This window comes from Archangium sp. (assembly GCF_036277355.1).
Classification (GTDB): domain Bacteria; phylum Myxococcota; class Myxococcia; order Myxococcales; family Myxococcaceae; genus Archangium.
On the sequence record NZ_DASUNC010000005.1, the window covers coordinates 46,690 to 71,661 of the forward strand.

Annotated in this window: 25 protein-coding genes; 17 read left to right on the plus strand and 8 right to left on the minus strand. The window is 69.3% G+C overall.

Translation table 11 applies throughout. From position 1 onward, the window contains the following. Position 1: 1 nt before the first annotated feature. Positions 2-1,210, plus strand: a complete 1,209-nt coding sequence (locus tag VFZ09_RS00895; protein ID WP_329725518.1) for an FAD-dependent oxidoreductase — start codon at positions 2-4, stop codon at positions 1,208-1,210. A gap of 15 nt (positions 1,211-1,225) precedes the next feature. After that, positions 1,226-2,758 (plus strand): aldehyde dehydrogenase family protein, encoded by a 1,533-nt coding sequence (locus VFZ09_RS00900; RefSeq protein ID WP_329725519.1) that lies wholly within the window; start codon positions 1,226-1,228, stop codon positions 2,756-2,758. Positions 2,759-2,784: 26 nt separating this feature from the next. Here the strand turns inward: VFZ09_RS00900 and VFZ09_RS00905 are convergent, their stop codons facing one another. Beyond that, entirely contained in the window at positions 2,785-3,861 is a 1,077-nt protein-coding gene (locus VFZ09_RS00905; protein ID WP_329725520.1) for a hypothetical protein, read from the minus strand. A gap of 62 nt (positions 3,862-3,923) precedes the next feature. On the opposite strand from VFZ09_RS00905, the gene VFZ09_RS00910 reads away from it, so the two are divergent. From VFZ09_RS00910 to VFZ09_RS00925, 4 genes are all read left to right on the plus strand, one after another. Continuing rightward, complete coding sequence (locus tag VFZ09_RS00910) at positions 3,924-4,811, plus strand: DMT family transporter (protein WP_329725521.1); 888 nt, start codon at positions 3,924-3,926, stop codon at positions 4,809-4,811. Positions 4,812-4,858: 47 nt separating this feature from the next. Beyond that, positions 4,859-5,449: a hypothetical protein gene (locus VFZ09_RS00915; protein WP_329725522.1), complete on the plus strand. Its 591-nt coding sequence runs from the start codon at positions 4,859-4,861 to the stop codon at positions 5,447-5,449. 225 nt (positions 5,450-5,674) lie between these two features. Then, positions 5,675-6,268 (plus strand): hypothetical protein, encoded by a 594-nt coding sequence (locus tag VFZ09_RS00920; RefSeq protein WP_329725523.1) that lies wholly within the window; start codon positions 5,675-5,677, stop codon positions 6,266-6,268. 33 nt (positions 6,269-6,301) lie between these two features. Beyond that, positions 6,302-7,135 (plus strand): hypothetical protein, encoded by an 834-nt coding sequence (locus VFZ09_RS00925; RefSeq protein WP_329725524.1) that lies wholly within the window; start codon positions 6,302-6,304, stop codon positions 7,133-7,135. An 8-nt stretch (positions 7,136-7,143) separates the two neighbouring features. On the opposite strand, the gene VFZ09_RS00930 is transcribed toward VFZ09_RS00925, so the two are convergent. Continuing rightward, a complete protein-coding gene (locus VFZ09_RS00930; protein ID WP_329725525.1) occupies positions 7,144-8,013 on the minus strand; it encodes a GNAT family N-acetyltransferase in 870 nt (289 codons plus the stop codon). Positions 8,014-8,019: 6 nt separating this feature from the next. After that, positions 8,020-8,778: an FKBP-type peptidyl-prolyl cis-trans isomerase gene (locus tag VFZ09_RS00935; RefSeq protein WP_329725526.1), complete on the minus strand. Its 759-nt coding sequence runs from the start codon at positions 8,776-8,778 to the stop codon at positions 8,020-8,022. A 114-nt stretch (positions 8,779-8,892) separates the two neighbouring features. Here VFZ09_RS00935 and VFZ09_RS00940 point away from each other — a divergent pair, with 114 nt between their 5' ends. Continuing rightward, the gene (locus VFZ09_RS00940; protein WP_329725527.1) at positions 8,893-10,923 is read left to right on the plus strand and encodes a CHAT domain-containing protein; all 2,031 of its coding nucleotides are present in this window, start codon (positions 8,893-8,895) and stop codon (positions 10,921-10,923) included. After that, on the plus strand, positions 10,920-13,355 hold the full coding sequence (locus VFZ09_RS00945; RefSeq protein WP_329725528.1) for an AAA family ATPase: 2,436 nt from the start codon (positions 10,920-10,922) through the stop codon (positions 13,353-13,355). The genes VFZ09_RS00940 and VFZ09_RS00945 overlap by 4 nt, the downstream gene beginning before the upstream one ends. Positions 13,356-13,381: 26 nt before the next feature. Here the strand turns inward: VFZ09_RS00945 and VFZ09_RS00950 are convergent, their stop codons facing one another. Continuing rightward, the gene (locus VFZ09_RS00950) at positions 13,382-13,693 is read right to left on the minus strand and encodes a hypothetical protein (protein WP_329725529.1); all 312 of its coding nucleotides are present in this window, start codon (positions 13,691-13,693) and stop codon (positions 13,382-13,384) included. A 102-nt stretch (positions 13,694-13,795) separates the two neighbouring features. Between VFZ09_RS00950 and VFZ09_RS00955 the strand changes: the two genes are divergently transcribed. From VFZ09_RS00955 to VFZ09_RS00970, 4 genes are all read left to right on the plus strand, one after another. Next, complete coding sequence (locus VFZ09_RS00955; RefSeq protein WP_329725530.1) at positions 13,796-15,742, plus strand: hypothetical protein; 1,947 nt, start codon at positions 13,796-13,798, stop codon at positions 15,740-15,742. A gap of 67 nt (positions 15,743-15,809) precedes the next feature. Continuing rightward, positions 15,810-16,160 (plus strand): hypothetical protein, encoded by a 351-nt coding sequence (locus VFZ09_RS00960; RefSeq protein WP_329725531.1) that lies wholly within the window; start codon positions 15,810-15,812, stop codon positions 16,158-16,160. A gap of 108 nt (positions 16,161-16,268) precedes the next feature. Next, positions 16,269-16,784 (plus strand): helix-turn-helix domain-containing protein, encoded by a 516-nt coding sequence (locus VFZ09_RS00965; RefSeq protein ID WP_329725532.1) that lies wholly within the window; start codon positions 16,269-16,271, stop codon positions 16,782-16,784. A gap of 92 nt (positions 16,785-16,876) precedes the next feature. Then, a complete protein-coding gene (locus VFZ09_RS00970; RefSeq protein ID WP_329725533.1) occupies positions 16,877-19,150 on the plus strand; it encodes an adenylate/guanylate cyclase domain-containing protein in 2,274 nt (757 codons plus the stop codon). 12 nt (positions 19,151-19,162) lie between these two features. Here VFZ09_RS00970 and VFZ09_RS00975 read toward each other — a convergent pair whose 3' ends face one another. Then, complete coding sequence (locus VFZ09_RS00975) at positions 19,163-19,714, minus strand: GNAT family N-acetyltransferase (RefSeq protein ID WP_329725534.1); 552 nt, start codon at positions 19,712-19,714, stop codon at positions 19,163-19,165. A gap of 278 nt (positions 19,715-19,992) precedes the next feature. Here VFZ09_RS00975 and msrA point away from each other — a divergent pair, with 278 nt between their 5' ends. The 3 genes from msrA to VFZ09_RS00990 all read left to right on the plus strand — a co-directional run bounded on the left by msrA (position 19,993) and on the right by VFZ09_RS00990 (position 21,476). Continuing rightward, positions 19,993-20,622: a peptide-methionine (S)-S-oxide reductase MsrA gene (gene msrA, locus VFZ09_RS00980; protein WP_329725535.1), complete on the plus strand. Its 630-nt coding sequence runs from the start codon at positions 19,993-19,995 to the stop codon at positions 20,620-20,622. 160 nt (positions 20,623-20,782) lie between these two features. Further along, positions 20,783-20,986: an alpha/beta fold hydrolase gene (locus VFZ09_RS00985; RefSeq protein WP_329725536.1), complete on the plus strand. Its 204-nt coding sequence runs from the start codon at positions 20,783-20,785 to the stop codon at positions 20,984-20,986. A gap of 145 nt (positions 20,987-21,131) precedes the next feature. Next, positions 21,132-21,476: a hypothetical protein gene (locus tag VFZ09_RS00990; RefSeq protein ID WP_329725537.1), complete on the plus strand. Its 345-nt coding sequence runs from the start codon at positions 21,132-21,134 to the stop codon at positions 21,474-21,476. 13 nt (positions 21,477-21,489) lie between these two features. Here the strand turns inward: VFZ09_RS00990 and VFZ09_RS00995 are convergent, their stop codons facing one another. Further along, positions 21,490-22,527, minus strand: a complete 1,038-nt coding sequence (locus VFZ09_RS00995) for an ATPase (RefSeq protein WP_329725538.1) — start codon at positions 22,525-22,527, stop codon at positions 21,490-21,492. A 438-nt stretch (positions 22,528-22,965) separates the two neighbouring features. Here VFZ09_RS00995 and VFZ09_RS01000 point away from each other — a divergent pair, with 438 nt between their 5' ends. Both VFZ09_RS01000 and VFZ09_RS01005 read left to right on the plus strand, forming a co-directional pair. Next, entirely contained in the window at positions 22,966-23,511 is a 546-nt protein-coding gene (locus VFZ09_RS01000) for a hypothetical protein (protein ID WP_329725539.1), read from the plus strand. 2 nt (positions 23,512-23,513) lie between these two features. After that, positions 23,514-23,990, plus strand: coding sequence for an SMI1/KNR4 family protein (locus tag VFZ09_RS01005; RefSeq protein ID WP_329725540.1), 477 nt, complete (start codon positions 23,514-23,516; stop codon positions 23,988-23,990). Positions 23,991-24,140: 150 nt separating this feature from the next. On the opposite strand, the gene VFZ09_RS01010 is transcribed toward VFZ09_RS01005, so the two are convergent. Together VFZ09_RS01010 and VFZ09_RS01015 are read right to left on the minus strand one after the other, a co-directional pair. After that, on the minus strand, positions 24,141-24,629 hold the full coding sequence (locus VFZ09_RS01010) for a VOC family protein (protein ID WP_329725541.1): 489 nt from the start codon (positions 24,627-24,629) through the stop codon (positions 24,141-24,143). 2 nt (positions 24,630-24,631) lie between these two features. Further along, a complete protein-coding gene (locus VFZ09_RS01015) occupies positions 24,632-24,934 on the minus strand; it encodes a hypothetical protein (protein WP_329725542.1) in 303 nt (100 codons plus the stop codon). Positions 24,935-24,972: the final 38 nt, after the last annotated feature.

Below are 24,972 nucleotides of genomic sequence, written 5' to 3' on the forward strand. Positions count from 1 at the left end.
CGTGGGAACCGAGGATCTGCGCGCGGACGTCGCCATCGTCGGGGCCGGCATCGCTGGTGCCTCGATCGCCTGGTGGTTGACCCGCCTGGACCCCAAGCTCTCGGTCGTGCTGCTCGAGCGGGATACCGGCTTCGGGTCTTCCTCCTCGCAACTCTCGGCCAGCTCGATCCGCCAGCAGTTCAGCACGCCGGTCAACATCCAGATGTCGCAGTTCGGTCTGGAGTTCCTGCGCGGCGTTCCCTCCCTGCTCGCCGTCGAGGGCGAGGCGGTGGAGATCGGCCTGACCCTGCCCGGTTACCTGTTCCTCGCCTCGCCAACGCAGGCCGAGGTGCTGCGCGCCCAGAACGTGATCCAGCGCGCTCATGGCGCCCGCATCGAGCTGCTCGGGCCGGATGCGCTCGCCGCGCGTTTCCCCTGGCTGAACACCGCCGATCTCGCGCTGGGCTCGCACGGTGTCGATGTCGAGGGATGGTTCGACGGCCCGGCGCTGCACTCGGCGCTGCTGCGCTCGGCGCGCGCCCAGGGCGCCCGGCTGGTGCGGGCCGAGGTGTCGGACTTCGAGTTCGCGCCCAGCGCGCCCGGTGCCTCGCCGGACTCGAGGCGGGTCGCCGCGTTGCGCCTGGCGGACGGCCGCAGGGTCGTCTGCGGTCAGGCCATCAACGCGGCGGGGGCCTGGTCGAGGCGCCTGGCGGCGGCGGCCGGCATCGAGCTGCCGGTGCATGCCCGCCGGCGGACGGTCTTCGTGCTGTCCTGTCCGGCCTCGCTGCCCGGATGCCCGCTGGTCATCGACCCGGAGGGATTCTGGTTCCGGCCCGAGGGCAAGCACTTCATCTTCGGCACCACCCCGGACCCCGATGCCGATGATCTGCCGCTCGAGCCCAACCTGACCGAGTTCGACGAGGAGGCGTGGGCGGCGCTCGCCCACCGTGTCCCGGCCTTCGAGTCGCTGCGCGTCGAGCGCGCCTGGGCCGGCTACTACGAGATGAACCAGTTCGACCACAACGCGCTGCTGGGCCTCCATCCCGGCTTCGCGAACCTGTGGTGCGCCACCGGCTTCTCCGGGCACGGCATGCAGCAGGCCCCGGCCGCCGGCCGCGGGATCGCCGAGCTCCTGCTGTACGGCGCGTTCCGCACGCTCGACCTGTCCCCGCTCTCCGTCGGGCGGATCGCCGAGGGCCGCCGGGTGCTCGAATCCAACGTGATCGGCTGATATCTAGAGACCCCCATGACCCACGCCATCCTCGACGTGCTCGGCCTGTCCGAGCGCAACCCCGGTACCTACCTCGGCAACGGTGAGTGGTCCGGCACCTCCCCGGACGCCGACATCCAGGTCGTCAATCCGAGCAACGGCCAGCCCCTGGCCCGCGTGTCCTCGGCCAGCGCGGAGGATTACGAGACCCTCGTGCGCAGGGCGGCGCAGACCTTCGCCACCTGGCGCTCGATGCCCGCGCCCCGGCGCGGCGAGGCCATCCGCCTGTGCGGCGAGGCGCTGCGCCGGCACAAGGACGCGCTCGGCTCGCTGGTCTCCCTGGAGATGGGGAAGATCAAGGCCGAGGGTGACGGCGAAGTGCAGGAGATGATCGACATCGCCGACTTCGCGGTGGGCCAGTCGCGCATGCTCTACGGCCTGTCCATGCACTCCGAGCGCCCCGGCCACCGCATGTACGAGCAGTGGCATCCGCTGGGCATGGTGGGCATCATCAGCGCCTTCAACTTCCCGGTCGCCGTGTGGGCCTGGAACGCGTTCATCGCCGCCGTCTGCGGCAACATCTCCCTGTGGAAGCCCTCGCCCAAGACGCCGCTGACGGCCATCGCCGCCACGCGCATCTGCAACGAGGCGCTGAAGGCGGGCGGCTTCCCCGAGGTGTTCTTCCTCCTCAACGACGGCGGCAACGCGCTGGCACAGCGGTTGGTGGATGATCCGCGCATCGCGCTGGTGAGCTTCACCGGCTCCACCGCCGTGGGCCGTCAGGTCGGTGCGCGCGTGGCCCAGCGGATGGGCAAGAGCCTGCTGGAGCTCGGTGGCAACAACGCCATCATCGTGGACCGCACCGCCGACCTGAAGCTGGCGATTCCGGCCATCGTGTTCGGCGCGGTGGGCACCGCCGGCCAGCGCTGCACCACCACGCGCCGGCTCATCGTGCACGAGTCCATCGTGGATGACGTCGTGGCCAGGCTGAAGGCCGCCTACGCGCAGGTCGAGGCCCGCATCGGCGATCCGCTCCAGCCCGGCACCCTCATGGGGCCGCTCATCGACGCGGAGGCCGTGCGGCGCTTCGAGGCCGCGGTGGAGAAGGCCCGGGCGTCCGGCGGCACCGTGGTGAGCGGAGGCAAGGCGCGGAGCGGCCCGGGCCACTTCGTGCTGCCCACCCTCATCACCGGCGTCCAGCCCACCGACGAGGTGGTGCGGACCGAGACCTTCGCGCCCATCCTCTACGTCATGCCCTACCGGACGCTGGAGGAGGCCATCGCCATCCAGAACGGTGTGCCGCAGGGGCTCTCCTCGGCCGTGTTCACGCAGGATCTCAAGGTGGCCGAGCAGTTCCTGTCCGCGGCCGGCTCCGACTGCGGCATCGCCAACGTGAACATCGGCACCTCGGGTGCGGAGATTGGCGGCGCCTTCGGTGGCGAGAAGGAGACCGGCGGTGGCCGCGAGTCCGGCTCCGACTCGTGGAAGGCCTACATGCGCCGGCAGACCAACACCATCAACTACTCCGACGCGCTGCCGCTGGCCCAGGGCATCAAGTTCGATCTCTGACACCGCCACCGGCGTAGCCCGGCGCGCTACTTCCCGGTCGACCGGAGGACGCGGGCGAGGGCGGCGAAGTCGAAGTGCTCCATCAACTGCGTCCGGTGGTTGTGGTTGTGTTCCGCCTCGGTGGAGTGACGGCCGTCGAGGACCTCGATCACCAGGTAGCGGAGCGTCCCCTTGTCCGCCCCGGGCTTCGACAGCGCCGGGTTGAGGGCGAACAAGCCCAGGGCAGGAGCCACACACCTTCCGCCCGTCACGTTCTCCTCCAGGCCGCCTTTGAGGAACTCCAGGCAGGCCGGTTGGGCGCGCTGCTCCGGGGACAGCGAGGCCAACCGGCCGCGGAGCTCGTCACGGGGCGCTTTCGCCTTGGCGAGGAGCTCCTGGTTCTGTTTGTCGGCCTGCTGGATGTTGGTTGCGAGCATGGAGCGCATCTTGGCGTCGGCCTTCTCCAGGTTGCGCCCGTACTGCGAGTGCATGTCGTTGACCCATTCCTCGTGCCGTTGCCCGGCCTGCTCCGCTTCCTCCACCTGCTGCTGCGCCTTGCGCTCCGCGGACTTCAGGTAGCGCTCCATCGTGACGGGAACCAGTGCCGGCTCACGGTCGCGCGTGATGACGTAGTAGCGGCGGCTCCTGATCTGGATGAGGAACAGGCCGTCATCCAGCTTCGTATACGTCTGCGGCGCGAGCATCCAGCCCGCGTCGTCCTGGCTGTAGCCGGCGTTCTGGTTGTGGAAGGGGGCGTAGTTCAGGTTCATCTCGACACTGCTGTTGACGATCTTCGCCGCGCGGCAGGTCTGACCGGACATCTGCGCCAGGTAGGAGATGTTCACCTTGCCCTGGGCCTGGTTGGGGGTCAGCGGCACGCGGAAGACCTCGCGTTGGAGCGCGATGCACACGGGCGGAGCCGGCGTGTTGACGGCGGGGATGGAGGCCAGATGATTCGTGATCGCATCCACGCCCGCGTAGAAGGTGGCGATGTCCTTCGCGGACAAGCCCTGGATCTTCACCTTGGCCAGGGGATCGATCCGGAATCGAGCCGAGGACTCGGCCGCCACCGGTTGCGCGGCGAGAAGCAGCAGGACCAGGGGAAACAGGTGGGTTCGGTGCATGAGGGGTGTCTTAGCCCAATCCGGGAGGGCATTGGCGCCGGAGAGCGGGTAGGGTGCCGCGCATGAGTGAAGCACCCCCGGTCCGTCCCGCCCGGACCTTCCCCCCCATCCCCGCCGTGCTCCTCGCCGTCGTGAGCGTGCAGGGCGGCGCCGCCTTCGCCAAGGATCTGTTCCCCGCGCTCGGCTCGGCGGGCACCGCGGGCCTGCGCATCGGGTTGTCCGCGCTCCTGCTGTGCGCCGTGTTCCGTCCGCCGCTCACCCGGCTCACCCGCGCGCAGTGGGCCGCCGTCATCCCGTATGGCGTGGTGCTCGGCTCGATGAACCTGAGCTTCTACAAGGCGCTCGAGCGGATTCCCCTGGGCCTGGCCGTCACGCTCGAATTCGTGGGGCCCCTGGCCGTCGCGGTGCTCGGGTCTCGGCGTGCCTCGGACTTCCTGTGGGCCGTGCTCGCGGCGGCCGGCATCGCCCTCATCGCCCCGTGGCGAGGTGAGGCCAGTGCGCTGGATCCGCTCGGCGTGCTGCTGGCGCTCTTCGCGGGGGCCTGCTGGGGCGTCTACATCGTGCTCGGCGGGCGCCTGTCCCGCGTGTTCCCCGGAGGGCGGAGCGTCGCGACGGGCATGGTGTTCGCCGCCCTGACGGTGCTGCCCTTCTCGCTCGCGGAAGGGCTCGCGGCCCGCGTGACGCCTCCGTTGTTCGCCGCGGGCCTGGCCGTCGCGCTCCTCTCCAGTGCGATTCCGTACACCCTGGAGATGCTGGCGCTGCGGGAGCTCTCGAGCCGCACCTTCGGCATCCTGATGAGCCTGGAGCCCGCGGTCGCCGCCCTCGCGGGCCTGGTGTTCCTGCGTGAGCGGCTCGCCGTGACACAGTGGCTCGCGCTGGTTCTCGTGAGCGCCGCGTCCGCCGGAGCCGCACTCACCGCACGGCGCGTTCCTCCACCCGTGGAGGCCTGAGCGCCACGAAGGGGCGGGGTCCCCGGTGCTGTGCCACAATGGGATCCATGCCCTCCCAGCCCGCCATCCGTGGCTTCGCCTGCAGGGTGCTCCTCGACGGTGCCCGGGCCCTGCCCGCCGACAAACAGCAACGGGTGCTGTCGCGAGTCCCTCCGCAGACGCTCGCGCTCTTCGAGTCCGCTCCCCGGATGGGGTGGGTTCCCATCGAAGAGAGCATGAAGCTCACCGAGCCCCTCCACGCCGTGCTGGGCACCCCCGGCTTCCGTCAGTTCCTCGCCACCCAGGCGGACCGCATCGCGGCCTATCCGCTGCTGCAGACCTTCTTCGACGGCGCCGTGCGGCTGCTGGGCCTCACGCCCCAGGCCCTGCTCAAGTGGTCCACCTATGCGTGGGAGCAGGCATTCCGCGACTGCGGCCGGCTCGTGTTCCAGCCCCTCGGCGAGTCGGATGAGGGCCGCCGGGTGGAGATGCGGCTGGAGGACGTCCCGCCCATCCTGCTGATCGAGGGCACCTTCGCGCAGGCGCTCGCGGGGGCCTTCGAGATGTTCCTGCACCGCTGCAATCGCAAGGGACGGGTGGAGCTGCGGCCCGTCGGCTCGCGCGCCACCCGTTTCGTGTACGACGTCTCCTGGGAGTAGGGATTTCCCACGAGCGCGAGCACTGGTCCAGGGTGCTCGAAGGGCTCGCGCCTACCAGGTGACCGCTCCGGGTGACTCGAGCGGTGCCGTGCCCCCCACCGGACCGGTGGGGTAGGCGCACGCACGTCCCGGCCGGGCTCCGCCGAATTCCTGCATCAATTTCCAACTCACGGGCTCATCTGCATTGAGGCGGGTCGATGAGGACCAGCCCAAGGGGGGAACCCGATGATTCCTGTCGTCATGGCGCTGTCCATGTTGCTGTCGAGCATTCCGAGTGAAGGGCGAGCTCCATCGAGCGCGAGCCTTCCCTCGACACCTGGCGTGTCGCTTCTCGAGCCCCGGGACACGCATCCGGCCTTCAACCACTCACTCCTCGCGCAGGCCGGCGCTTCCCCTCGGAAGACCTACAAGAAGTTCCTCATCATCCGTCAGGGAGGCGAGCGCATCGAGGGCAGCGAGGGGGTGCTGCAGGCGAATCGCCTCACCGGCAAGACGCTCTCCGGTGAGTCCGTCGACATGGCCGTGGGGGACATCAAGACGCTGTACTCCAGCCAGGGCTCGCCGGTCGGATCCGGGGCCTTGTGGGGTGGAGTCACCGGGCTGGTCGTCACCGGAGTGTGCGCGCTGCCCCTGCTCAGCATCCCCCACTTCTTCTCGTATGACGGCGCCATCCTCGGCACCGCGATTGGCCTCGGCGCGGGGACCCTGATCGGCGCCGGGCTCGGCGCATGGATCGGCTCGATGGGGGATGGCTGGCAGGTCGAGCCCATCGTCGCACCCGGCAAGCTCTATGTGCTCCAGCTCACCTTCAAAGTGTAGTCCCCACCCCACGACGACTCCTTGGACAAGACCATGAACTCCCATTCCGCTGGCCGGATCATGATCGCGGCCTTCGCGCTGCTCTTCTTCGGATGCGTCCCCGCGCGCGTCTCCCTCAGGCAGGACTTCTGGAAGGACTCTCGACACACGGTCGGCGTCGCGGTGGGGCAGATGCCACCCCTCCATGTCTACCCCCTCCCCGAGGCCGAAGCGGCCGCCATGGGCCCGCTCCAAGGGGCGGTCTACATGGAGATCCGCCATCAGAAGACCGGAACCCTGGAGTCCCACCTCCAGCTCGTCGACGTGAGCAGGTTCGGAGCGGTTGCCGACCACTACGTGGAGAAGCTGCAGGCGCTCGGCTTCTCGGCCAGGAAGCTCTCCGGGCCGGTGAACATGGAGAGCCTGCCCCCGTTCCAGGCGAAGGAGTCCGGCGAGTTCGCGCGGAAGGACATGCGGTCACTCGCGCAACAGGAGGGCATCGACATGCTCGTCCTGCTCTCGGTGGACCGGTGTGGAACCAAGATGCTCCCGTTCTGGGAGATGGAAGCGATGTGCGTGGCCAGCGGAGAGCTGATCGACTTGAGGACGAACCGGGTCGAGTGGCGGGCACGCATGGAGGAGGAGGAGGGGACGAAGCCCATCAAGGAGTGGAATCAGGCCCCCGACTTCCCCGGTGTCAGCAAGAGCCTCGGCGAGGCGGTCACCCAGGCCCAGCAGTACCTGGTGAGGGACTTCTTCCGGGGCACCCCGGGCGCCCCCCCGCCTGGCTGCTCGGAGACACCGGAGTTCCGGGCGGCCTCGGCCGTGGAGAAGAAGCGGCTGCTCAGTGAGTGCGCCAAGGCGAAGTCCGCTTCAGCCGCCCCCTAGCGCCAGACTCACGTCCGGGCCATCACGGGGAAGCGGTGGGGCTGGCGGGACAGGGGCAGCTTGCGCACGAACAGGTCCGCCTCGAGGTCCTCGCCGGCCTCCTCCGCGCCGGGCCACCAGCGCTCCGGCGTGAAGCCAAACCGGATGCTCCGGATGGGCCGATCAATCAGGCGCGGAACCTGGGCGCGCAGATCGAAGGGCTCGCGGGCGAAGATGTCGTCGAGGTACAGCGTGTCGCCCTCGACGTCCGCGAACACCCACGCGTCGGCACCGAGTCTCCGCAGGGGCCGGGCGAACCCGGCCGCCGCGTACCAGCTCGCGATCGCCGCGTAGTCCCGCGCGCCGAAGCGCTCCGTCACCGGGAGCCCCTCGCGCGAGAGCGTGGCGAGCTCCGCGCGCACCTGTGCGTCCTCCAGGTCGAGCGTCGGCGCTGGCGGGCCTTCGGGGACGGCCTCGTGCCTGGCGGCGAAGAGCGTCTGCGGCCAGGGCTCGAAGCCGAAGCGCGGGTAGAACTGGCGCACCTTCGGGTTGGCGAACAGCAGCACCGGCGCGTCGCCACACGCGTCCAGCGCCGCCGTCATCACCCGGCGCGACAGGCCCCGCCCCCGGTGCGAGGGCACGCAGCCCACCGCACCGAATTGGAAGGCCCGCACCTCGTGGCCCTCCAGCCGCAGCCGCATCCGCGTCACCGAGGCATTGGCCACGACGCGGCCGTCCTCGAGCACCACGAACGCGCGGTAGTCGTCGGTCCACTCGCCCCAGTCACACCAGCGCCGGAAGTCCACGGTGCGGAACACCTGGGGCACGTAGTCGCAGAAGGCGTTGCGCAGCGCGGTGTCGCGAGGACCTATTTCGGTGACTGGCGGGACGGGGCTCATGTGTCTCTACTCCGTGGGCGGCGCGTCCTTCTGCACGTCGAGCAGCTCCACCTCGAACACCAGCGCCGAGCCAGCGGGGATGCCCGGCGTGCCACGGTCGCCGTAGGCCAGGTCGGGCGGGCACACCAGCTTCGCCTTGCCGCCCACCTTCATCCTCTGCACGCCCTCGGTCCAGCACTTGATGACGGCGCTGAGCGGGAACTGCGCCGGCTCGTTGCGCTTGTACGAGCTGTCGAACTCCTTGCCGTCCGGCAGGGTGCCCCGGTAGTGCACCTCCACGGTGTCGTCCGGACCCGGCTGCGCCCCGGTGCCCTCCTTCAGCGACTGGTAGATGAGACCGGACTCGGTGCGCACCGCGCCCGGCGCCTTGGCGGCCTGCTCCAGGAGGTCCTTGGACTTCTCCTTCTCCGCGCGGGCGGTGGAGCGGGTGCGCGCCAGCTCCGACAGCTTGGGCCCATAGACCTCGAGGTCCACCGCGGGCTCCTCGCCCGACACCTGTGCCCGGAGGCCCGCCTGCATGGCCTGCAGCTCCTCGGGCGACATGTCGAAGATCTGGAGCTGCCGGCCCATCGTGAGGCCGAGCGCGTAGAACGTCTTCAGCTCCTCGGACTGGGGCACCCCCTTCACGGCCGCGCCGGAGGACGGCGCTTCCGCCCTGGCGGGCTCCTCCGAGGACGTCTTCTGTGCCCCCTGCTGCGACGCGCAGCCCCCGAGGGTGAACAGCATCACGGCCGCACCTGCCCACGACGACACTCGCGAGTTCATCCGTCTCCTCTTTCCCGGGCTCCACCGCTCCCGACGCGGTCCCCCTCGTAGCGCGCTCCTCCCGTTCACACCAGAACGCAAGTAAACTCCGCCCATACAACCAGGGGTGGACCGGTGGCTTCGGAGCTGTGGCTGGAGATTGACATCAACCGGGTGGGGGAGGAGCTCAGCACCACGGCCCGGGGAGGCCAGAACGTGCAGCTTCCCGCCCACTCCCTGGGGGCACGGTTCTCGTCGGAGCGCGTGCGCCAGTTCGGTGAGTGGGTGAAACGGGCCGCGGCGAAGACCGCCTCCCTGACGCACTCCCCCCCAGAGGACAAGCCAGAGGGCAAGGCACTCCGCGAGGCGCAGGAACTCTACCAGGCGCTCTTCCAGCCGGGGCTGCTGGAGATCCTGCACAAGCTCCAGGGCGCCGCGGGGAGCGAGCCGGTGTTGCTGCGGCTGAACCCCCAGGAGCTCGAGCTGAAGGCCATTCCCTGGGAAGCCCTCTGCCGGCCGGGCTCGACGCTCGACTTCCTGGGCACCTCGCAGGAAGTGCTCCTCGCACGCGGCGTCGAGTCGACGCGCTTCTTGCAGCCACGCGAGGTGAAGGGGGCCGTCCGGCTGCTCGTCGTCTCTCCCGCGGACGAGGACGCACCCGCGCGGCTGCGCGCGAAGCTGCACGAGAGCATCCAGTCCGGAGAGCTCGAGTGGCTGGAGCCGCTCACCGGCCTGCGTGCGAGCAAGTCCTTCCTCCAGGAGCGACTGCGGCTGCAGCCCGTCCCGCACATCCTCCACTTCATCGGGCACGGGGGACTGGATGAGGAGGGGGCTCCCAGCCTGCAGATGGTGAGCAGGGCGGGGGAGTCGCCCGGGTTGAAGGTGGAGCTGCTGGCCCTGGAGCTGATGGCCGCCTTCCGCACGGATCTGCGCCTGGTCGTCCTGGAGTCCTGCGAAGGGGCGCAGCCCGGGGAGCTGGTGAGCGCGGCGGAGCTGCTGGCCCGCTCCGGGGCCGCCGCGGTGGTGGCGCACCTGTGGCCCGTGAAGACAGACGTGGCCCGGCACTGCTCGACGGCCTTCTACCGCTCGATCACCCAGGCCGCGGCGCAACGGGGAGATGTGGCGCGCAGCCTGAACGACGCGCGGCGCAGCATCCTCGGGCATTACGACCAGAGCGCGGAGGCCTTCTCCCCGGTGCTGTACCTGAGGGGGCACGAGTCCACCCTGTTCGACTTCAAGCGCCGCAAGGTCGTCCCCCCGAGCCCGCCCACCCAGGTGAAGCCGGCGGCTTCGACGGATCCCGGAGTGGGGGCGCTGCTGGAGCTGCTCCAGCAACCCTTCTCGCTGCTGCTGGGAGACCACTGGAGCGGCACCTTCGAGACCCTCCACAAGCTGCTGCGCGAGCAGCTCCAGGAGGCCCCCTGGACCGCGCCCGAGCACCTGCCGCTGAGCGCGCTGGCCCAGCGGTATGCGTTGCAGTCCGGGGAGGACGAGCTGCGCCTGCGCTTCCAGGAGGCGGTCAACCGGGACGTGCTTCCGTCGATGCCGCTCGTGGAGGCCCTGGCCCCGTGGCTCGGGCCCGGGTTTCACATCACGCTCTTGCGGCAGCCCGTGCTGGAGCTGGCGCTCGCCGCGCGGCGGCCCGATGTGCCGCTCTATGTCATCCAGCCCTCGAAGCTGAAGGAGCGGCCCCTCATCCGCCAACACGTGGCCGGGAAGGGCTGGGTGCCACTGGCCGAGCCGCCGGCCTCCTTCGATACGAAGCGGGATGTGGTGCTGGTGCGGCTCTACCGCGGCTACATGCCCGACCCGGTGTTCGCCCCTCCGCTGCTCACCGAGGACGACTTCCTGCGCCATGTGCGCGAGCTCGAATCCGTGCTGCCCCAGACCCTGGCCGACAAGATCTTGAGCACCCTGGCCAACCAGCCCACGCTGCTGCTGGGCATGTCCCTGCTGTCGTGGGATCACCGCCACCTGCTCCAGTGCCTCTTCCACCGGGCGCTGCCGGGCAGGAGCACCGTGCTGCTGGAGCCGGAGGACGCCACGGGCAACGCCTGGTACGAGGGTCGCGGCCTGCCCAGGGGCGTGGGCATCCAGACCGTCCAGGCCGCGTCCTCGGGACTGGCCGGGCTGCTCACCGGGCTGAGGCCTGGGGAGTCCTCATGAGCGGCAATCCCTTCCTGGGCCCCCAGCCCTACCGCTCGGGGGACCGGCACCGCTTCTTCGGCCGGAACGAGGTCACCCAGCAACTGGCGAACCGGATCCTCGCCCACCCGTGCGTCACCCTCTTCGGACCTTCCGGAGCGGGCAAGTCCTCGCTGATGCAGGCGGGCGTGCTCCCACTGCTGGAGGCCACGCACGACACCCGGGTCGTCCACATCGAGGGCTGGCTCAAGGACGAGGCACCCCTGGAGCGGCTGGTGCAGGCCATGTTCCGGCAGCTCGACCTGGGGCTGTCTCCGGCGCACCCGAGCCCCTCGCAGGGACTCGAGGCGGCGCTGGAGCTGGCGGAGCAGCAATCGGCTCGCCCCCTCCTCATCTGCCTGGATCAGCTGGAGCAGCTCTTCCAGCAGGGTCGTGACGCGAGGCACCTGGAGGAGTTCCTCGAGAGCCTCCAGGCGCTGGCGCGCAGTCCCCTGCGAGGGCTTCAGCTCGTGCTGTCGCTGCGCGAGGACTACCTGGGACGCTTCCGGGACCAGGCGCGCGGACGGCGGGAGCTGTTGGCGCAGGGATTCCGTCTGGGGCCCCTCACGGTCGGAGAGATGGTGAAGGTGGCGTGCCAGCTCGCGGAGGCGGGCACACCGGCGCAGCAGTGGTCAGGGGAGGAGCTGTCCGAGCTGATGTTCCAGGTGCGGATGGTCGGGCAGGACAGGTCGGAAGAGGCGGAGGTGCAGGCGGCTTTCGCGCAGATTGTCTGCCGGGCGCTCTGGGAGGAGCGGGCGAAGGGGGGAGCCACCGAGGTGGCCCGGGCCGAGCTGATGCTCCACCAGTACCTGGAGACGACGCTGGATGGGATGGGGGAGCTGAAGGGACACGCACAGCGCCTGCTGGAGGATCATCTGGTTGCTGGCGACAAGAGCCGGACCCTGCTGACGGAGAAGCAGGCGCACGCGGTGTTGTCCGAGCTGTCGGAGGCGGAAGCCAGCACGGTGCTGACGCGCCTGGAGGCGGCTGCCGTGCTGCACGCGGAGGAGCACCAGGGCAGCCGGTACTTCGAGCTGGGACATGACTGGCTGGCGCGCAAGGTGTTCGAACGGAGAGAGGAGCGGGTCCGTCAGGAGCAGGAGGCCAGGAGGCTGCAAGAGGAGCGGACCCGGCAGGAGGAGGAGACGCGGAAGCTTCGGGAGGAGCAGGAGCAACAGGCGCGGGAGGCCGCCCGGAAGCTGCGCGAAGAGCTCGCGGCGAGGCGGAGATTGGCACTGCTCGCCGGTGGAGCGGTGATGGTGGCCGTGCTGATGGGCCTGCTGTTGTTCTGGGCGCTGCGGCAGCGGAGTGCGGCTGAAGTAGCGACAGCACGTGCGCGCGATCATGCGTTGATGGCGGGCGCGCGCGAGCAGCTGGGGCGTTCCAGTCCGGCCATTGCCTCCAGGCTGCTCCTGGAGGTGAAGAACCCGGAGCAGGTGCGCGGGTGGATGCAGGTGGCAATCGATCTACTGAAGGTGCCTATTCCTACCTTCACCCTGCACTGCCACGAGGGCGCTCGCGACGCTTTGTTCAGTCCAGATGGGAGTCGCATCGCCGTCATGTGTGGGAATGACAGGACCGTGAGGGTGTGGAAGACCGATGGGAGTGGAGAGCCCGTGGTGCTCAGGGGCCATGAGGCCAGCGTCTGGTCGGCGGCGTTCAGCCCGGACGGCCAGCGCATCGTCACCGCCTCTTTGGACAAAACGGCGAGGGTGTGGAAGGCCGATGGGAGTGGAGAGCCCGTGGTGCTCAGGGGCCATGAGGCCAGCGTCTTGTCGGCGGCGTTCAGCCCGGACGGCCAGCGCATCGTCACCGCCTCGGAGGACAACACGGCGAGGGTGTGGAAGGCCGATGGGAGTGGAGAGCCCGTGGTGCTCAGGGGCCATGAGAACAGCGTCTGGTCGGCGGCGTTCAGCCCGGACGGCCAGCGCATCGTCACCGCCTCTTCGGACAAAACGGCGAGGGTGTGGAAGGCCGATGGGAGTGGAGAGCCCGTGGTGCTCAGGGGCCATGAGGACAGCGTCTTGTCGGCGGCGTTCAGCCCGGACGGCCAGCGCATCGTCACCGCCTCTTGGGACAAAACGGCGAGGGTGTGGAAGGCCGATGGGAGTGGAGAGCCCGTGGTGCTCAGGGGCCATGAGGCCAGCGTCTCGTCGGCGGCGTTCAGCCCGGACGGCCAGCGCATCGTCACCGCCTCGGAGGACAGCACGGCGAGGGTGTGGCCTGGGTCCATTTCAGAGCTTCAGCGCTTGCTGCGTGAAGTCAACACAGACTGTCTTTCTCCCCAAGCGCGCCAGACGTACCTCGATGAAAGCGAGCCGCAGGCGCAGGAGCGCTATGAGCGGTGTGAACGCTCCTACGGGCGTTCCCCCTTCTTCACGGCGGCCCCCCAGACGCAGTCCGCCGCTCCCTGATCCCACGGGCTACGGAACCACGCGCTTCACGGGCAGGCGTGCCGCCTCTCGCGATGCTCGATGAGCGGCGCGATGGCGCGAAGGAGCGAGTCCCCCACGTCTCCCTCGGGAGCGATCACACTCCAGCGCTGCGCCGCCAGGTCGTTCCGGCCCGCGTCGGCGCTCTCCCAGTTCGGCACCTCGGTGCGGCACGGAAGAGCGGGGGGCCTCGGTGCCTCCTGGAGGGACTCCATCGAGAGTCCCTGCTCCAGGACGGGCTGGTGATCTCCCGCCCGGGCGAGGAGGAGCTGAAGCTCCAGGTCTGGAGGTAACGGAGAGGCTCGTGCTGGAGGGCTCATACGCGGAATCATTCAGGGATATCGCGGAAAAAACCATTTCGCGCGGCAACCGTGAGGCCGCCCGGACGACAATGGGACAAAGCGATTTTCCAAGGAGATGAGATGAGCATCAAGCGCATGGACGGTGGGGGCGCCTCCAACGCGGCCGCGCAGGCCCGCGAGGCGGCCCAGAAGGCGGCGGCGGAAGCGGCTCGTCAGGCGGCGCTCGCGGCGGCACGTGAGGCCGCTGCGCGCGAGGCCGCGGCCCAGGCGGCGCGCACGGCGTCTCAGCAGTCGAGCTTCCAGCCCCAGGCGGCCCGCAACACCCTGAAGCTGGATGGCAACGCCGCGCCCCCGGCCTCCTCGCTCCTCACCGAGAACTCCCGCGACAGCAGCGTCAACTGCCTGGACCGCGCCGCGGACTTCATCTCCAAGAGCACGCCCCAGCTCCAGGCCCGCTCGGAGCTGGTCTTCCTGGAGGATCAGCGCGCCGGCCAGGAGGGGCAGACCGGCCACGTGGTGGTGCGCCAGGGCGAGCGCGTGCTCGACCCGAGCAGCGGCAAGAGCTACGACGACATGCAGGCGTACCTGCGCGAGCAGCCCCAGTACCGCGAGGTGGGCACGCTCCCCGGCACCACCGCCGCCAAGATCTTCTCCACCGAGCCCGGCTCGCCCGAGCGCGCCAGGGCCCTGGCCTCGGCCAACGTGTCTCCCGAGCTGCAGCGCATGATGGTGGCCGATCAGCCGCCGAGCGTCCCCAGCAACCTGCCCAACCCGGCCAACCCCCAGGACTACAACGTCTCCACCGGCAGCGCCCAGGTGGGCCCCGTCACGGTGAACTACCCGGATCAGCCCGGCCCCGTGCAGGTGGAGTTCAGCTCCTCGCTCGAGAGCGAGGTGAAGCGCGAGGACGGCTACGTCACCGTCACCATGAACGCGGAGACGTCCGTGTCCGCCTCGGGTGAGCTGGAGCTCAAGGCCGTCACCGTGGGCGGGGGCGTCTCCGCCGGCAATCAGATGACGTACGAAGTGAAGATGAAGGAGGAGGACTTCGAGCGCATGCGGCGCGGCGAGATTCCTCCGCCCCATCCGCTGGATCCGAACACGCTGCCGGATGGCGGCTCGGTGCGCCTCGAGCAGTCGCAGTTCACCGGCACCTCCATGGAGGTGGGCATTGCCTACCACGCGGCCGAGCTGGGCATGTCCAGCGACATCCGCGAAGGGGAGGGGATGATGATCGAGATGAGCCGCACCGGGGACAGCGTGCAGGTGACGGCGGGCCCCAAGGAGTTCATCGAGAACGAGGGGAAGATCAGCGTGGGCGTGGGCCCCGTGTCCGTGTCCGCCGGCCGCACCGATACCCTCACCAACTACCAGCTGCGCACGGCCACGTTCGACCTGTCCAACCCCCAGGGCCAGGAGGCCTACGACGCCTTCCGCGAGACCGGCCGCATGCCGGAGCGGGATGGGGCGGGCGTGAGCAACGCCCTGCACCTGGAGCGCGTGACGTACGAGTCGCAGAGCGAGTTCGGGCTGGAGATCGGCCCCATCGAGCTGAGCGCCGAGGGCGCCGCGAACACCGGCGACATGCTCATCACCCACCACCCGGACGGGACGACGACGCGCTCGCTGGACCTGGTGTACGGGGGCGATCACCCGGACCTCAACATCTCGCAGCGCTTCGACCAGGACGGCAAGCTCATCCCGGGCAGCGAGAGCTACACGTACAAGTTCGACACGGATGATCCGAACATGCGGGAGATCATGGTGTACGCCTTCACCGGGGACGAGGCGAAGGCCCAGGCCGCGCGCGACAGTGATGAGCCCATGACCCTGACGCTCACCCGGGATCAGATGCGGCAGCTGCAGGAGCGGGCCAGCGATCAGCCCATGAGCCACATGGGCCTGGGGGGCCTGCTGTCCGATTACGACGGCAATCCGCTCGATCCCGCCATGGCGGCGAGCATCATGGCCAGCTCGCCCGCCTACAACGAGTTCCGCCTGGTCGAGTCGCTCTTCGGCCTCTCGAACGGTGGGAGCAATCCGCCGCCCGGCACCCTCGATTACTGAGCGCCCCTGACATCCACGGTAGGCTCTCCGCGGCGGATTCCGCCGCCCGGCGTGGAGGTGTTTCCCCATGGTGGTGCCCAGGCTCCTGACGCTCTCGGCCATCGCGCGAGGAGATCGCGCGGCGGCGATCTCCCGCATCGAGGCGGCCATCTCCCGCTGCGGGTGGTTGGTGGAGGCGCGCGCCTTCTCCGGGCTCTACATGAGCTTCCAGCTGGAGCTGGAGCGTCCGCGGCTGGGGGAATTCGCGCAGCGGATGCGGGACGCCGGTGCCCCGCTGGATGCTCCTTCCGAGGCGGCGCTCGCGGATGAAGTCTCCGTCTCATCGGAGCGCGAGGGCGCCGTGCCCGCGGCGCTGGGCGTCACCTTTCCGCACGGCAATCCCGATCAGCGTCAGGTCATTCCCAGTGTGCCGGGGTAGCAATCCCAGGGTCCGCTCCTCCTTCTCATGACTGATTGCAAATTGCAACCAGTTGTAGGGTAGGGGCACTGGTGCGAGAATGCAACCGGTTTTTCCTGGAGCAGAAGGATGAGCACCGCGGCACACCGGTCGGGTTGTCCGATCAATCTCTCGCTCGAGGTCTTCGGAGACCGATGGAGCCTGATCATCCTGCGCGACATGATGTTCGGCGGCCGGAGGCACTTCCGCGAGCTGCTGACCCGGTCGGAGGAGGGCATCTCGTCCAACATCCTGGCCGATCGCCTGAAGATGCTGCTGGACGAGGGGATGATCACGAAGACGGATGATCCCAGCCACAAGCAGAAGGCGGTCTACAGCCTGACGGAGAAGTCCATCGCGCTGGTGCCCATCTTCGCGCACCTGGGGGCCTGGGGACGCAGGTACCTGCCGGTGAGCGAGGAGCTCAGCATCCGCGCGCAGCTGCTGGAGGAGGGCGGCCCGGCCCTGTGGGATCAGTTCATGGCCGAGCTGCGCGAGCTCCACCTCGGCGAGCCGGCGAAGCGCGAGGGCCCCACCGTCGCCGAGCAGCTCCAGGCCGCCTACGAGAAGGTCCTCGCCCGGCAGGCCGCGAAGACCCGGCGCTGAGTGCGCGATCAGGGTGGGGATGCGCGGGGCGCCATGCGCTTCGTTCCCTTGCTCGTCCTCTGTAGAGTCGCCGGCCGAGGGGAAATCCACGAATGGCGAGTGACATCTGGAAGTTCCTGCCGCCGCGCCTGCGCAACCGCCTGCCTCGGATGCTCGGCGTGGCGGTGCTGTCCACGGCCGTGGCGGCGGGGTGCTGGCTCCTGGGCGGGCTGGGGCTGCCGGCCCTGGAGCGTGCCCTCTCCGATCGCGCGCTCACCACCTTCACCCGGAGCCGCGGCCTGTCCCCCGACATCGTCGTGGTGGCCATCGATCAGTCGACCCTCGATGGCGTCCGGAACAACCCCACGTACGCGCGCGACTTCGGCCCCTATCCGTGGAATCACTTCCTGTGGGCCCGGGTGATGGAGGAGCTGGCCCACCAGGGTGCCCGGGCCGTGCTGTTCGACGGGGTGATGGACGAGCCCTCCACCGATGGGAGCGCGGAGCTCGAGCTCGCCCGCGTGCTGCGGGACACCCGGCTGCCCGTGTACCTGGGCGTGGCCACCCATCCCAGGGCCGCGCCGCTCCCCAAGGTGGAGCCCGTTCATCCTCCTGCGGCCCAGGACTTCGGCGAGGGGGCCGATCCCACGGCGGTGGCCCGGGTGCTGGCCTTCCCGGTGCGCACGGATGGACGCGCGCTGCCGCGCCTGGAGTCCGAGTCCGTGCCGGGCGTGCGCCAGTCCCACAACCTCATCCCTCCCGTCACGCCGCTGCTCGCCGAGGCGAACGGGTTCGGCCTGGTGGAGCCGGAAGTGGATTCCGATGGGCTCTCGCGGCGCACCCGCTTCGCGTACACGGATGGCACCAACGCCTACGTCACGCTTCCCGTGGCAGCGGCGGCGGACTTCTTCGGGGCCACGGAGCTCGTGTTCTCCGGCCGGACCTTGCGGCTGGGCCAGCGCGAGCTTCCGGTGAACCCCGATGGCAGCGCGGCGCTCGACTTCGGCGGCCCGCTGCACGAGCGCTTCCGCATCGTCCCCGTCGTGGCGCTGCTGGACGCCTGGGCCCTGCGCCAGGAGGGCCAGCCGACGGGGCTCGACAAGAACCTGTTCCGCGACCGGATCGTGGTCATCGGCCCCACGGCGTTGGGGCTCGGCACACCCGCGTCCACTCCGTTCGCGGCGTTCGTACCCGGGATGAGCTCGCGGCTCGCCGTGCTGGAGAACATCTTCTCCGGCCGCTTCATCACCGAGGCTCCCTTCTGGGTGAGCCTGCTCTTCGCGCTCGGCCTGGCCGTGCTGTCCGCGGTGCTGCTGATGACGGTGCGCTCGCCCACGCTGGAGCTGGCGTGGCTGCTGCTGGCCGTCGTCCCCCTCGTCTTCCTGGCCATGGGGGCCTCGTTGGCGCTGGGGCGGGTGCACCTGCTCGGAGCGATGCCCGTGACGGCGGGCCTGCTGTCCAGCCTGGGCGCCATGGCCTCCAACCACCTCTTCGCCAACCGCGAGGCCGCCTTCATCCGCCAGGCCTTCAGCCGCTACATGGAGCCCCGCCTCATCGAGCAGATGATCGAGGAGAACCAGCTCCCCCGGCTGGACGGCGAGGAGCGCGAGCTCACCGCCTTCTTCAGCGACATCCGCGGCTTCTCCTCCTTCTCCGAGTCCTTCCAGCACAACCCCCGCGAGCTGGTGCGCGTGCTCAACCAGTACCTGACGCGGGTGAGCTCGGCGCTGCTGCGGGAGGGCGGCTGTCTGGACAAGTACATCGGCGACGCGGTGGTGTGTCTCTTCGGCGCGCCCGCCAACCACGAGGACCACGCGGTGCGTGCCTGCCGGGGTGCCCTGGCCGCGCAGGCCGAGGTGACCCGGCTGCGCAAGGAGTTCCGCAAGAAGGGCCTGCCGGACGTGTACACGCGCATCGGCATCAACAGCGCCCGGCTCTTCGTGGGCAACTTCGGCAGCGAGCAGCTCTTCGACTACACCGCCATGGGCGACGGTATGAACCTCGCCTCGCGGCTGGAGGGCGCGAACAAGGCCTATGGCTCGCTGATCATGATCGGCCCGCGCACCTATGAGCTGGCGCGCGAGCACATCGAGGTGCGCGAGCTGGACCGGGTGCGGGTGGCCGGCAAGGCCGAGGCGGTGACGGTGTACGAGCTGCTGGCGCTCAAGGGCGAGCTGCCGGCGGAGAAGCGCTGGACGGTCAAGCGCTACCACGAGGCGCTCGCGCTCTACCGGGAGCAGCACTTCGCGGAGGCGGCCGGCATCCTCGCGGCGCAGCTGTCCGAGGATCCCGAGGACGGCCCCACGGCCGTGTTGCTCGCGCGCTGCCGCGAGTACGAGCAGCACCCGCCCGCGCACTTCGACGGCGTGGCCAACCTGGAGAAGTGACTCCCGGACTGCTCACGGCGCCCGCTTGCGCCGGGCCCGCCAGGTGTCGCGATCCTGTCCCCAGAGCTCCATCGGAATGGTGTCGTGGGGCGGCGGCAGCTTGCCGGGGCCCAGCAGCCTCGAGCCCAGCCGCTGGGCGACCTGTTGGGACGCCGTGTTGTCCGGAGCGATGGAGTGGATGATCTCCGTCCAGCCGAGGTGCTCGAAGGCCCAGTCCATGGCCGCCGCCGAGGCCTCGGTGGCGTAACCGCGCCCCCAGAACTCGCGCAGCAGGCCCCAGCCGATCTCCGGCCCCGGCCAGTCCGCGGGCTGCCAGGGACCCACGCGTCCCACCCAGCGGCCCGTCGCCTTCTCGAGCACGGAGAACATGGCGTAGCCCTGCAGCACCCACGAGCCCGCCATGGTGTGCATGCCCCGCCAGACCATCGAGCGCGGCTGGACGCCGCCGATGAAGCGCGCGGACTCCGGATCGGCCATGAGCGACACGAAGCCTTCCAGGTCCTCCGTCGCCGTGGGGCGCAGGATGAGGCGCGGGGTCTCGAGGGTCGGTCCAGGAGCAATCACGGTGGGTCTCCGAAGCGGGTGGGCAAGGGGTCAGGTTCGCACCCCGTTCCCCCCCGAACAAGGGCCGCCGCGCGCCCGCCCGAGGCCTCGGTTCACCTTGACGGAGATGGGCGCGGGGTCACCAGGGTCCTCATGGGTCTCCCCCCTGGGGAATGAAATCCGTTATCCCTGAATTGGACAAATGCAGGGGAAATGGATCGCTCCCGGTGCGGAAACCTCGAGGGAGGGTCCTGCGTACTCGACAGGAGCGCCCACTCCGGGCGTCTGGAGTCCGAACCATGTCATCCACCCGCCCCGTTGCTCTCCGCCTGTTGCCCATGGCCCTGGCCCTGCTCGTGGTGTCGAGCGCGTTCACCGAGGCCCTCGGTGCTCCGCCGGCCAAGGCGCCCACCCCCGCCACCCCCACCGTCAAGGAAGCCCTGACGGAGACGGCCTATCTGGCCGGAGGGTGTTTCTGGGGAATGGAGGATCTGCTGCGCAAGATTCCGGGCGTCGTGGAGACGGAGGTGGGCTACACGGGCGGAACCTTCTCCCACCCCACCTATGGCGACGTGCACACGGGGAAGACGGGGCACGCGGAGGCCGTGCGTGTCGTCTTCAATCCGAAGGTGCTGACGTACGAGACGCTGCTGGAGAAGTGGTTCTTCCGCATGCACGATCCGACGACGCTCAACCGGCAGGGCAATGACGTGGGCACGCAGTACCGCTCCGCCATCTTCTATGTCTCGGAAGAGCAGCGCCGGGTGGCCGAGGCGGTGAAGGCCCGGGTGGACAAGTCGGGCAAGTGGCCGCGCCCGGTCGTCACCACCATCACCCCCGCGGGCGAGTTCACCCCGGCCGAGGCCTATCACCAGGACTACCTGGTGAGGAACCCCAACGGCTACACCTGCCACTACATGCGGGACTGAAGGGACTCGCCCGTCTCCGGCGGTTCGAGTGGCGGGTGGAGGAGTTCCGTGCGCTCGAGCGGCGCATCATCCGCACGCGGGCCGTCACGATAATCCCGGGGCTCACGCGCGGGCCGATTACTCCGCTCTGGCACGAGGCGCGGAGCTGGCCCACGTCACCGTGCCCACGCTCGTCATCGCCACCCCGGAGGATCCCACCTGTCCCGCGTCCAACTCGCGGCACCTGGCGGAGAATATTCCGGGCTCGACCCTGGTGACGATCGAGGGAATGGGACACGCGATTCCGCGCGCCGTGGTGCCGCGGCTCGGGGCGGCGCTCCTGAGCCACTTCGAAGCCGTGGAGGGAAGAGCGGGCCTGCGTTGAGCTTCATTCCGGGCAGGTGAGGGCGGGGCAAAGGCCCTCGCGGAGGAGGGGAGCGGGCAGTGGGCTCATCCTCGCTACCGGTCACCCTGTTGCTCCCGCAGCAGCGGGCTCACTTTTGGGGTGACCCCTTACAAGGAGTTCCCCCATGAAAAAGCTCCCTGCCTTGGTTGCCACCGGTGTGCTCAGCCTATGGGGTTGCGCCAGCGTCTCAGGCAATCGCACGGGCGATGAGTTGCCCCTGGACGCTCTGCTGAACGAGACGGAAGTCGCCCGGCGGGACCGCGCGGACGCCCCCACCGTCTACAATGGCGAGGCCACGGGAGGCGCGGGCTATACGGTGACGACGGGTGACGGTCAGCTCTGGGCGCCCGAGGTGGCTCCGGGCAACACCGTGACGAGAACCCAGTCGGACATCTGGCGGAGCCTGGAACGGCAGGACGTCCAATCCGACATCATCGACGAAGGCCCGACGCACAAGGCCTCGCGATAGGCGACACGGCCGCTCAGCCCGCCCTGCGCCACGCCGCGGGGCGGGCGTTCAGCTGCTCGCGGACCGCCTGGGTCAACAGGTCCGCGCGCAGGGGACCGGGCAGGAAGCCCTGTGCCCCCAGGGCCCACGCCTGCGCCTCCTCTCGCGCCCGGCCCGCCAGCAGCAGCCGAGCCTGAAGGCCCCGCCGCTTCACGCCCTCCACGGATTGCACCGGCGCCAGGACCACCGTGTGCGGGCTCGCGGCCCGGACGTCCTGCGTGCGCGCCACCCGGGCCCGGAAGCCCGCGTCCTCCAGCAGCTTCAGCAGGCCCTGCGTGGCCTGGACGCCCCAGCCGTACACCCAGACCCGCGGCTCGGGCTCCACCGCCAGCTGCCCCGCCACCTCCACCCGAGGAATCTCCGGCCGGGTGGGGCGCGCGCGGGCCGGAAGCTCATCCGTCAGTGGCACCAGCACTGGCAGGCCGCTCGCGCTCCGCTGGGTGAGGGTCGCCGAGGCACCGCCCTGCACGAGCCCCATCATCAGGCACTCGGCGCGATTGGTCACCAGGGGGAGGTGCTCATCCGCCTCGGGGAGGGGAATGGGCTCCACGGGGCGCCGCGCGTCGAGCAGGTGGGGATGGTAGAGCCGATCGATGGCCCGGGAGATGGCGGCATCGGTGGCCAGCAGGGTCACCACGCGCGCCTTGCCGCTCACGCGCGCCACCTCGTCCAGGGCGGGCGGGTCCGCCGGGGCCGTGGTGGCCACCACCAGCACCGAGTCGCGGTGCCCCTCCAGCCGCAGCGGGACGACGCGGCACTCCTCCGCCACCCGGGCCGGAAGCACGTCGGCGAGCCGGGGATCCAACACCTCCGCGTCCAGGTCCACGGAGGGAAGGAGGAGCTGCCGGGCGAGCGTCTCGAGCACCTGCTGCGCGGAGCAGAAGCCCATGTCCACCACCACCTGCCCGAGCGGCACGCCCCACTTGTTATGGAAGCCCAGCGCCGCGCGCAGCTGCAGCTCGTCCACGAGCCCGTCATCCCGAAGCAGCTCTCCCAGCCTTTTCTTCGCCATGCCGGGGAGCCATTGCGTCCGGCGTGCCAGACCCGGAAGGACCGGGCCGCTGGGGACCATCCAGTTTTCAAGGGATTAGCTCGTGCTGGAGCTGGCTTGGTCTGGTGACTGCAGCCATCACCTGGTGACGGTAGTCACCACCCGAGGCATCGGAGAAGGGAGACGGGTGTAGCGGGCACCAACGTAGGCGGCGCCGGTCAGGCCCCCTGGGATGATGCCGCCGAGAACGGTGAACCCCAGGAGTTGTCAGCCCCATTGGGTACTCCCTTGGATCGGCTACCCATCGGGGTGTGGCCATCACCACGGGGAATTCCCATGAAGCTGGCCGGAGCGGTGGTGCTGTTGGTGTGCCTCGCTGGATGCGCGACGACCTGGGGAGCGGATGGCCCAGGAACGGGGGGCTCTGGCCCTTCGCCCTCACCAGGGGCCAGGCCCGCCGTGAAGAAGGAACTGCCCTGGTTGGAGGTGCCGGGCGGGCGCATGAAGACGACCCTCTTCTACGGCCCCTGGCAGTGCCGCCGGGAGTTCATGAACCAGTGCCAGACGGAGTGCGGCGCGGGCTACAAGCTCAAGGGCTGCATGTGGTTGGCCGATCTCAAGTTCGACTGGGAGGGAAGCCTCGTCGTCTTGCCTGTGCCTGTGAAGGCCGGGAGCCGCTACGGCATCTATCACTGCTGCTGCAACTACAACGAACTGTCGAAGGAGGACACGCGCGCCGCTCGCAAGAAGTGGGAGGGGAAGAGGGAGTCCTTCCGGCGGGGTTGGAGCGAGAAGTTCGGAACGTGGCCGGAGAACGGTGACGTCTCCTGGCCAGGGCACCACATCTGGGATCTCAAGCACGGGGGGAATCCGGTGGACCCCAACAACATCATTCCCGCCGAGCCAGATGTTCATGAGATTTTCAACGAGCAGTACCCCATGTGTTACGAGGGCCAGTCGCCCTGGAATACAGCGGGACCCGACCTGCCCTACACAGACAACTGACGATGGCCACGCCCCTGAACAGATTGCTCGAAGAGGTCTCCCGTTCGCACTTCCCCCATCCCCCCGCCACACCCGAGGAGATCGAAGAGTTCGAGCAGCGGGTGGGCTGGCGGTTGGACCCTGACCTCCGGGCCTTCTACCTGCACTGCAACGGGGCGGAGCTGATCAGACGGTTGCCGGATTCCCCCTATCGCATTCTTCCCCTGTCGAAGATCGTCCGGGCGAGGGTCGCCATCTTCGGGAAGAAGAACGATGACGACGCGCACGGCCCTGCCTCGATGTGGGCCATCTGCGACGTGCAAGATGGCAACTACCTGCTGGTGGATGTTGCCCAGCAGGAGAATGGTCGCTACCCCGTCATCGACGGCTGGCACGAGGCGTGGCCGGACCCGAAGTATTGTGACCAGATCGCCAGCTCCTTCTCGGACTTCTTGGAGCGGGCCCTGCGTGATGGCCAGGCCTACTGGCTGAACGAATGAGACGATGCCCTCGCCCATGAGCCTCCTGCTCGAAGAAGTCTCCCGCGAGCACTTCCCAAATCCTCCCGCCACGCCCGAGGAGATCTGGGGGAATGAGGGCGTGGCCGGCCGGCAGTGGCGGCATCGAGCGCCCCGTGGACTGCAAGCTGTCTACGCCTGCGCGTACGCCTGCTCGAGCCGGGCGATGTCGAACTTCTTCATCTTGAGCATGGCCTGCATCACGCGCTGCGTGCGCTGCGGATCCTTGTCCTGCATCAGCTCCATGAAGCGTTTCGGGACGATCTGCCAGGACAGGCCGTACTTGTCCTTGAGCCAGCCGCACTGGCTCTCCTGTCCGCCGTTCGCGGTCAGCTTGGACCAGAGCGTGTCCACCTCTTCCTGCGAGTCACAGTGCACCATCAGGGAGAGGGCCTCGGTGAACTTGAAGATCGGGCCCCCGTTCAACGCCTGGAACCGCTGACCCGCCAGCTGGAACTCCACCACCATGGCCGACCCCTTGGGGCCCGGCCCCGCGTCGCCATAGCGCGACACGGTCAGGATCTTCGAGTCCTTGAAGAGCGAAACGTAGAGGCTCGCCGCCTCCTCCGCCTCCGTGTTGAACCACAGGAACGGGGTGATCTTCTGCTCGATGGCTGCCATGGTCATGCTCCTTCGCGGCTGGGGGTGAACTGCGTTTCGAGATACCGGCGCAGGTGACGCAGGGACTCGGCCGCCACCTCGGGGCCCTGCTTCGCCTTGGCGAGAATGAACGCGCCCTGGATGACCGTCTGCATGAACAGCCCGAGGCTCTCGGGCGTCCACGGCGCGTCCGGCACGTAGCGCGCCTTCGCCTCGGCGATGTCCCGCGCCAGCATCGAGGCATGCGCGCTGAGGTGCTTGTCACAGGTGGCGCGGATGGCTGGATGCGTGTCGTACGCCTCCTGCACCATTGGGTATGGCGTCAACCCCCCTCTGTAAAGGGCTGTTCCGACAGGGTGATACG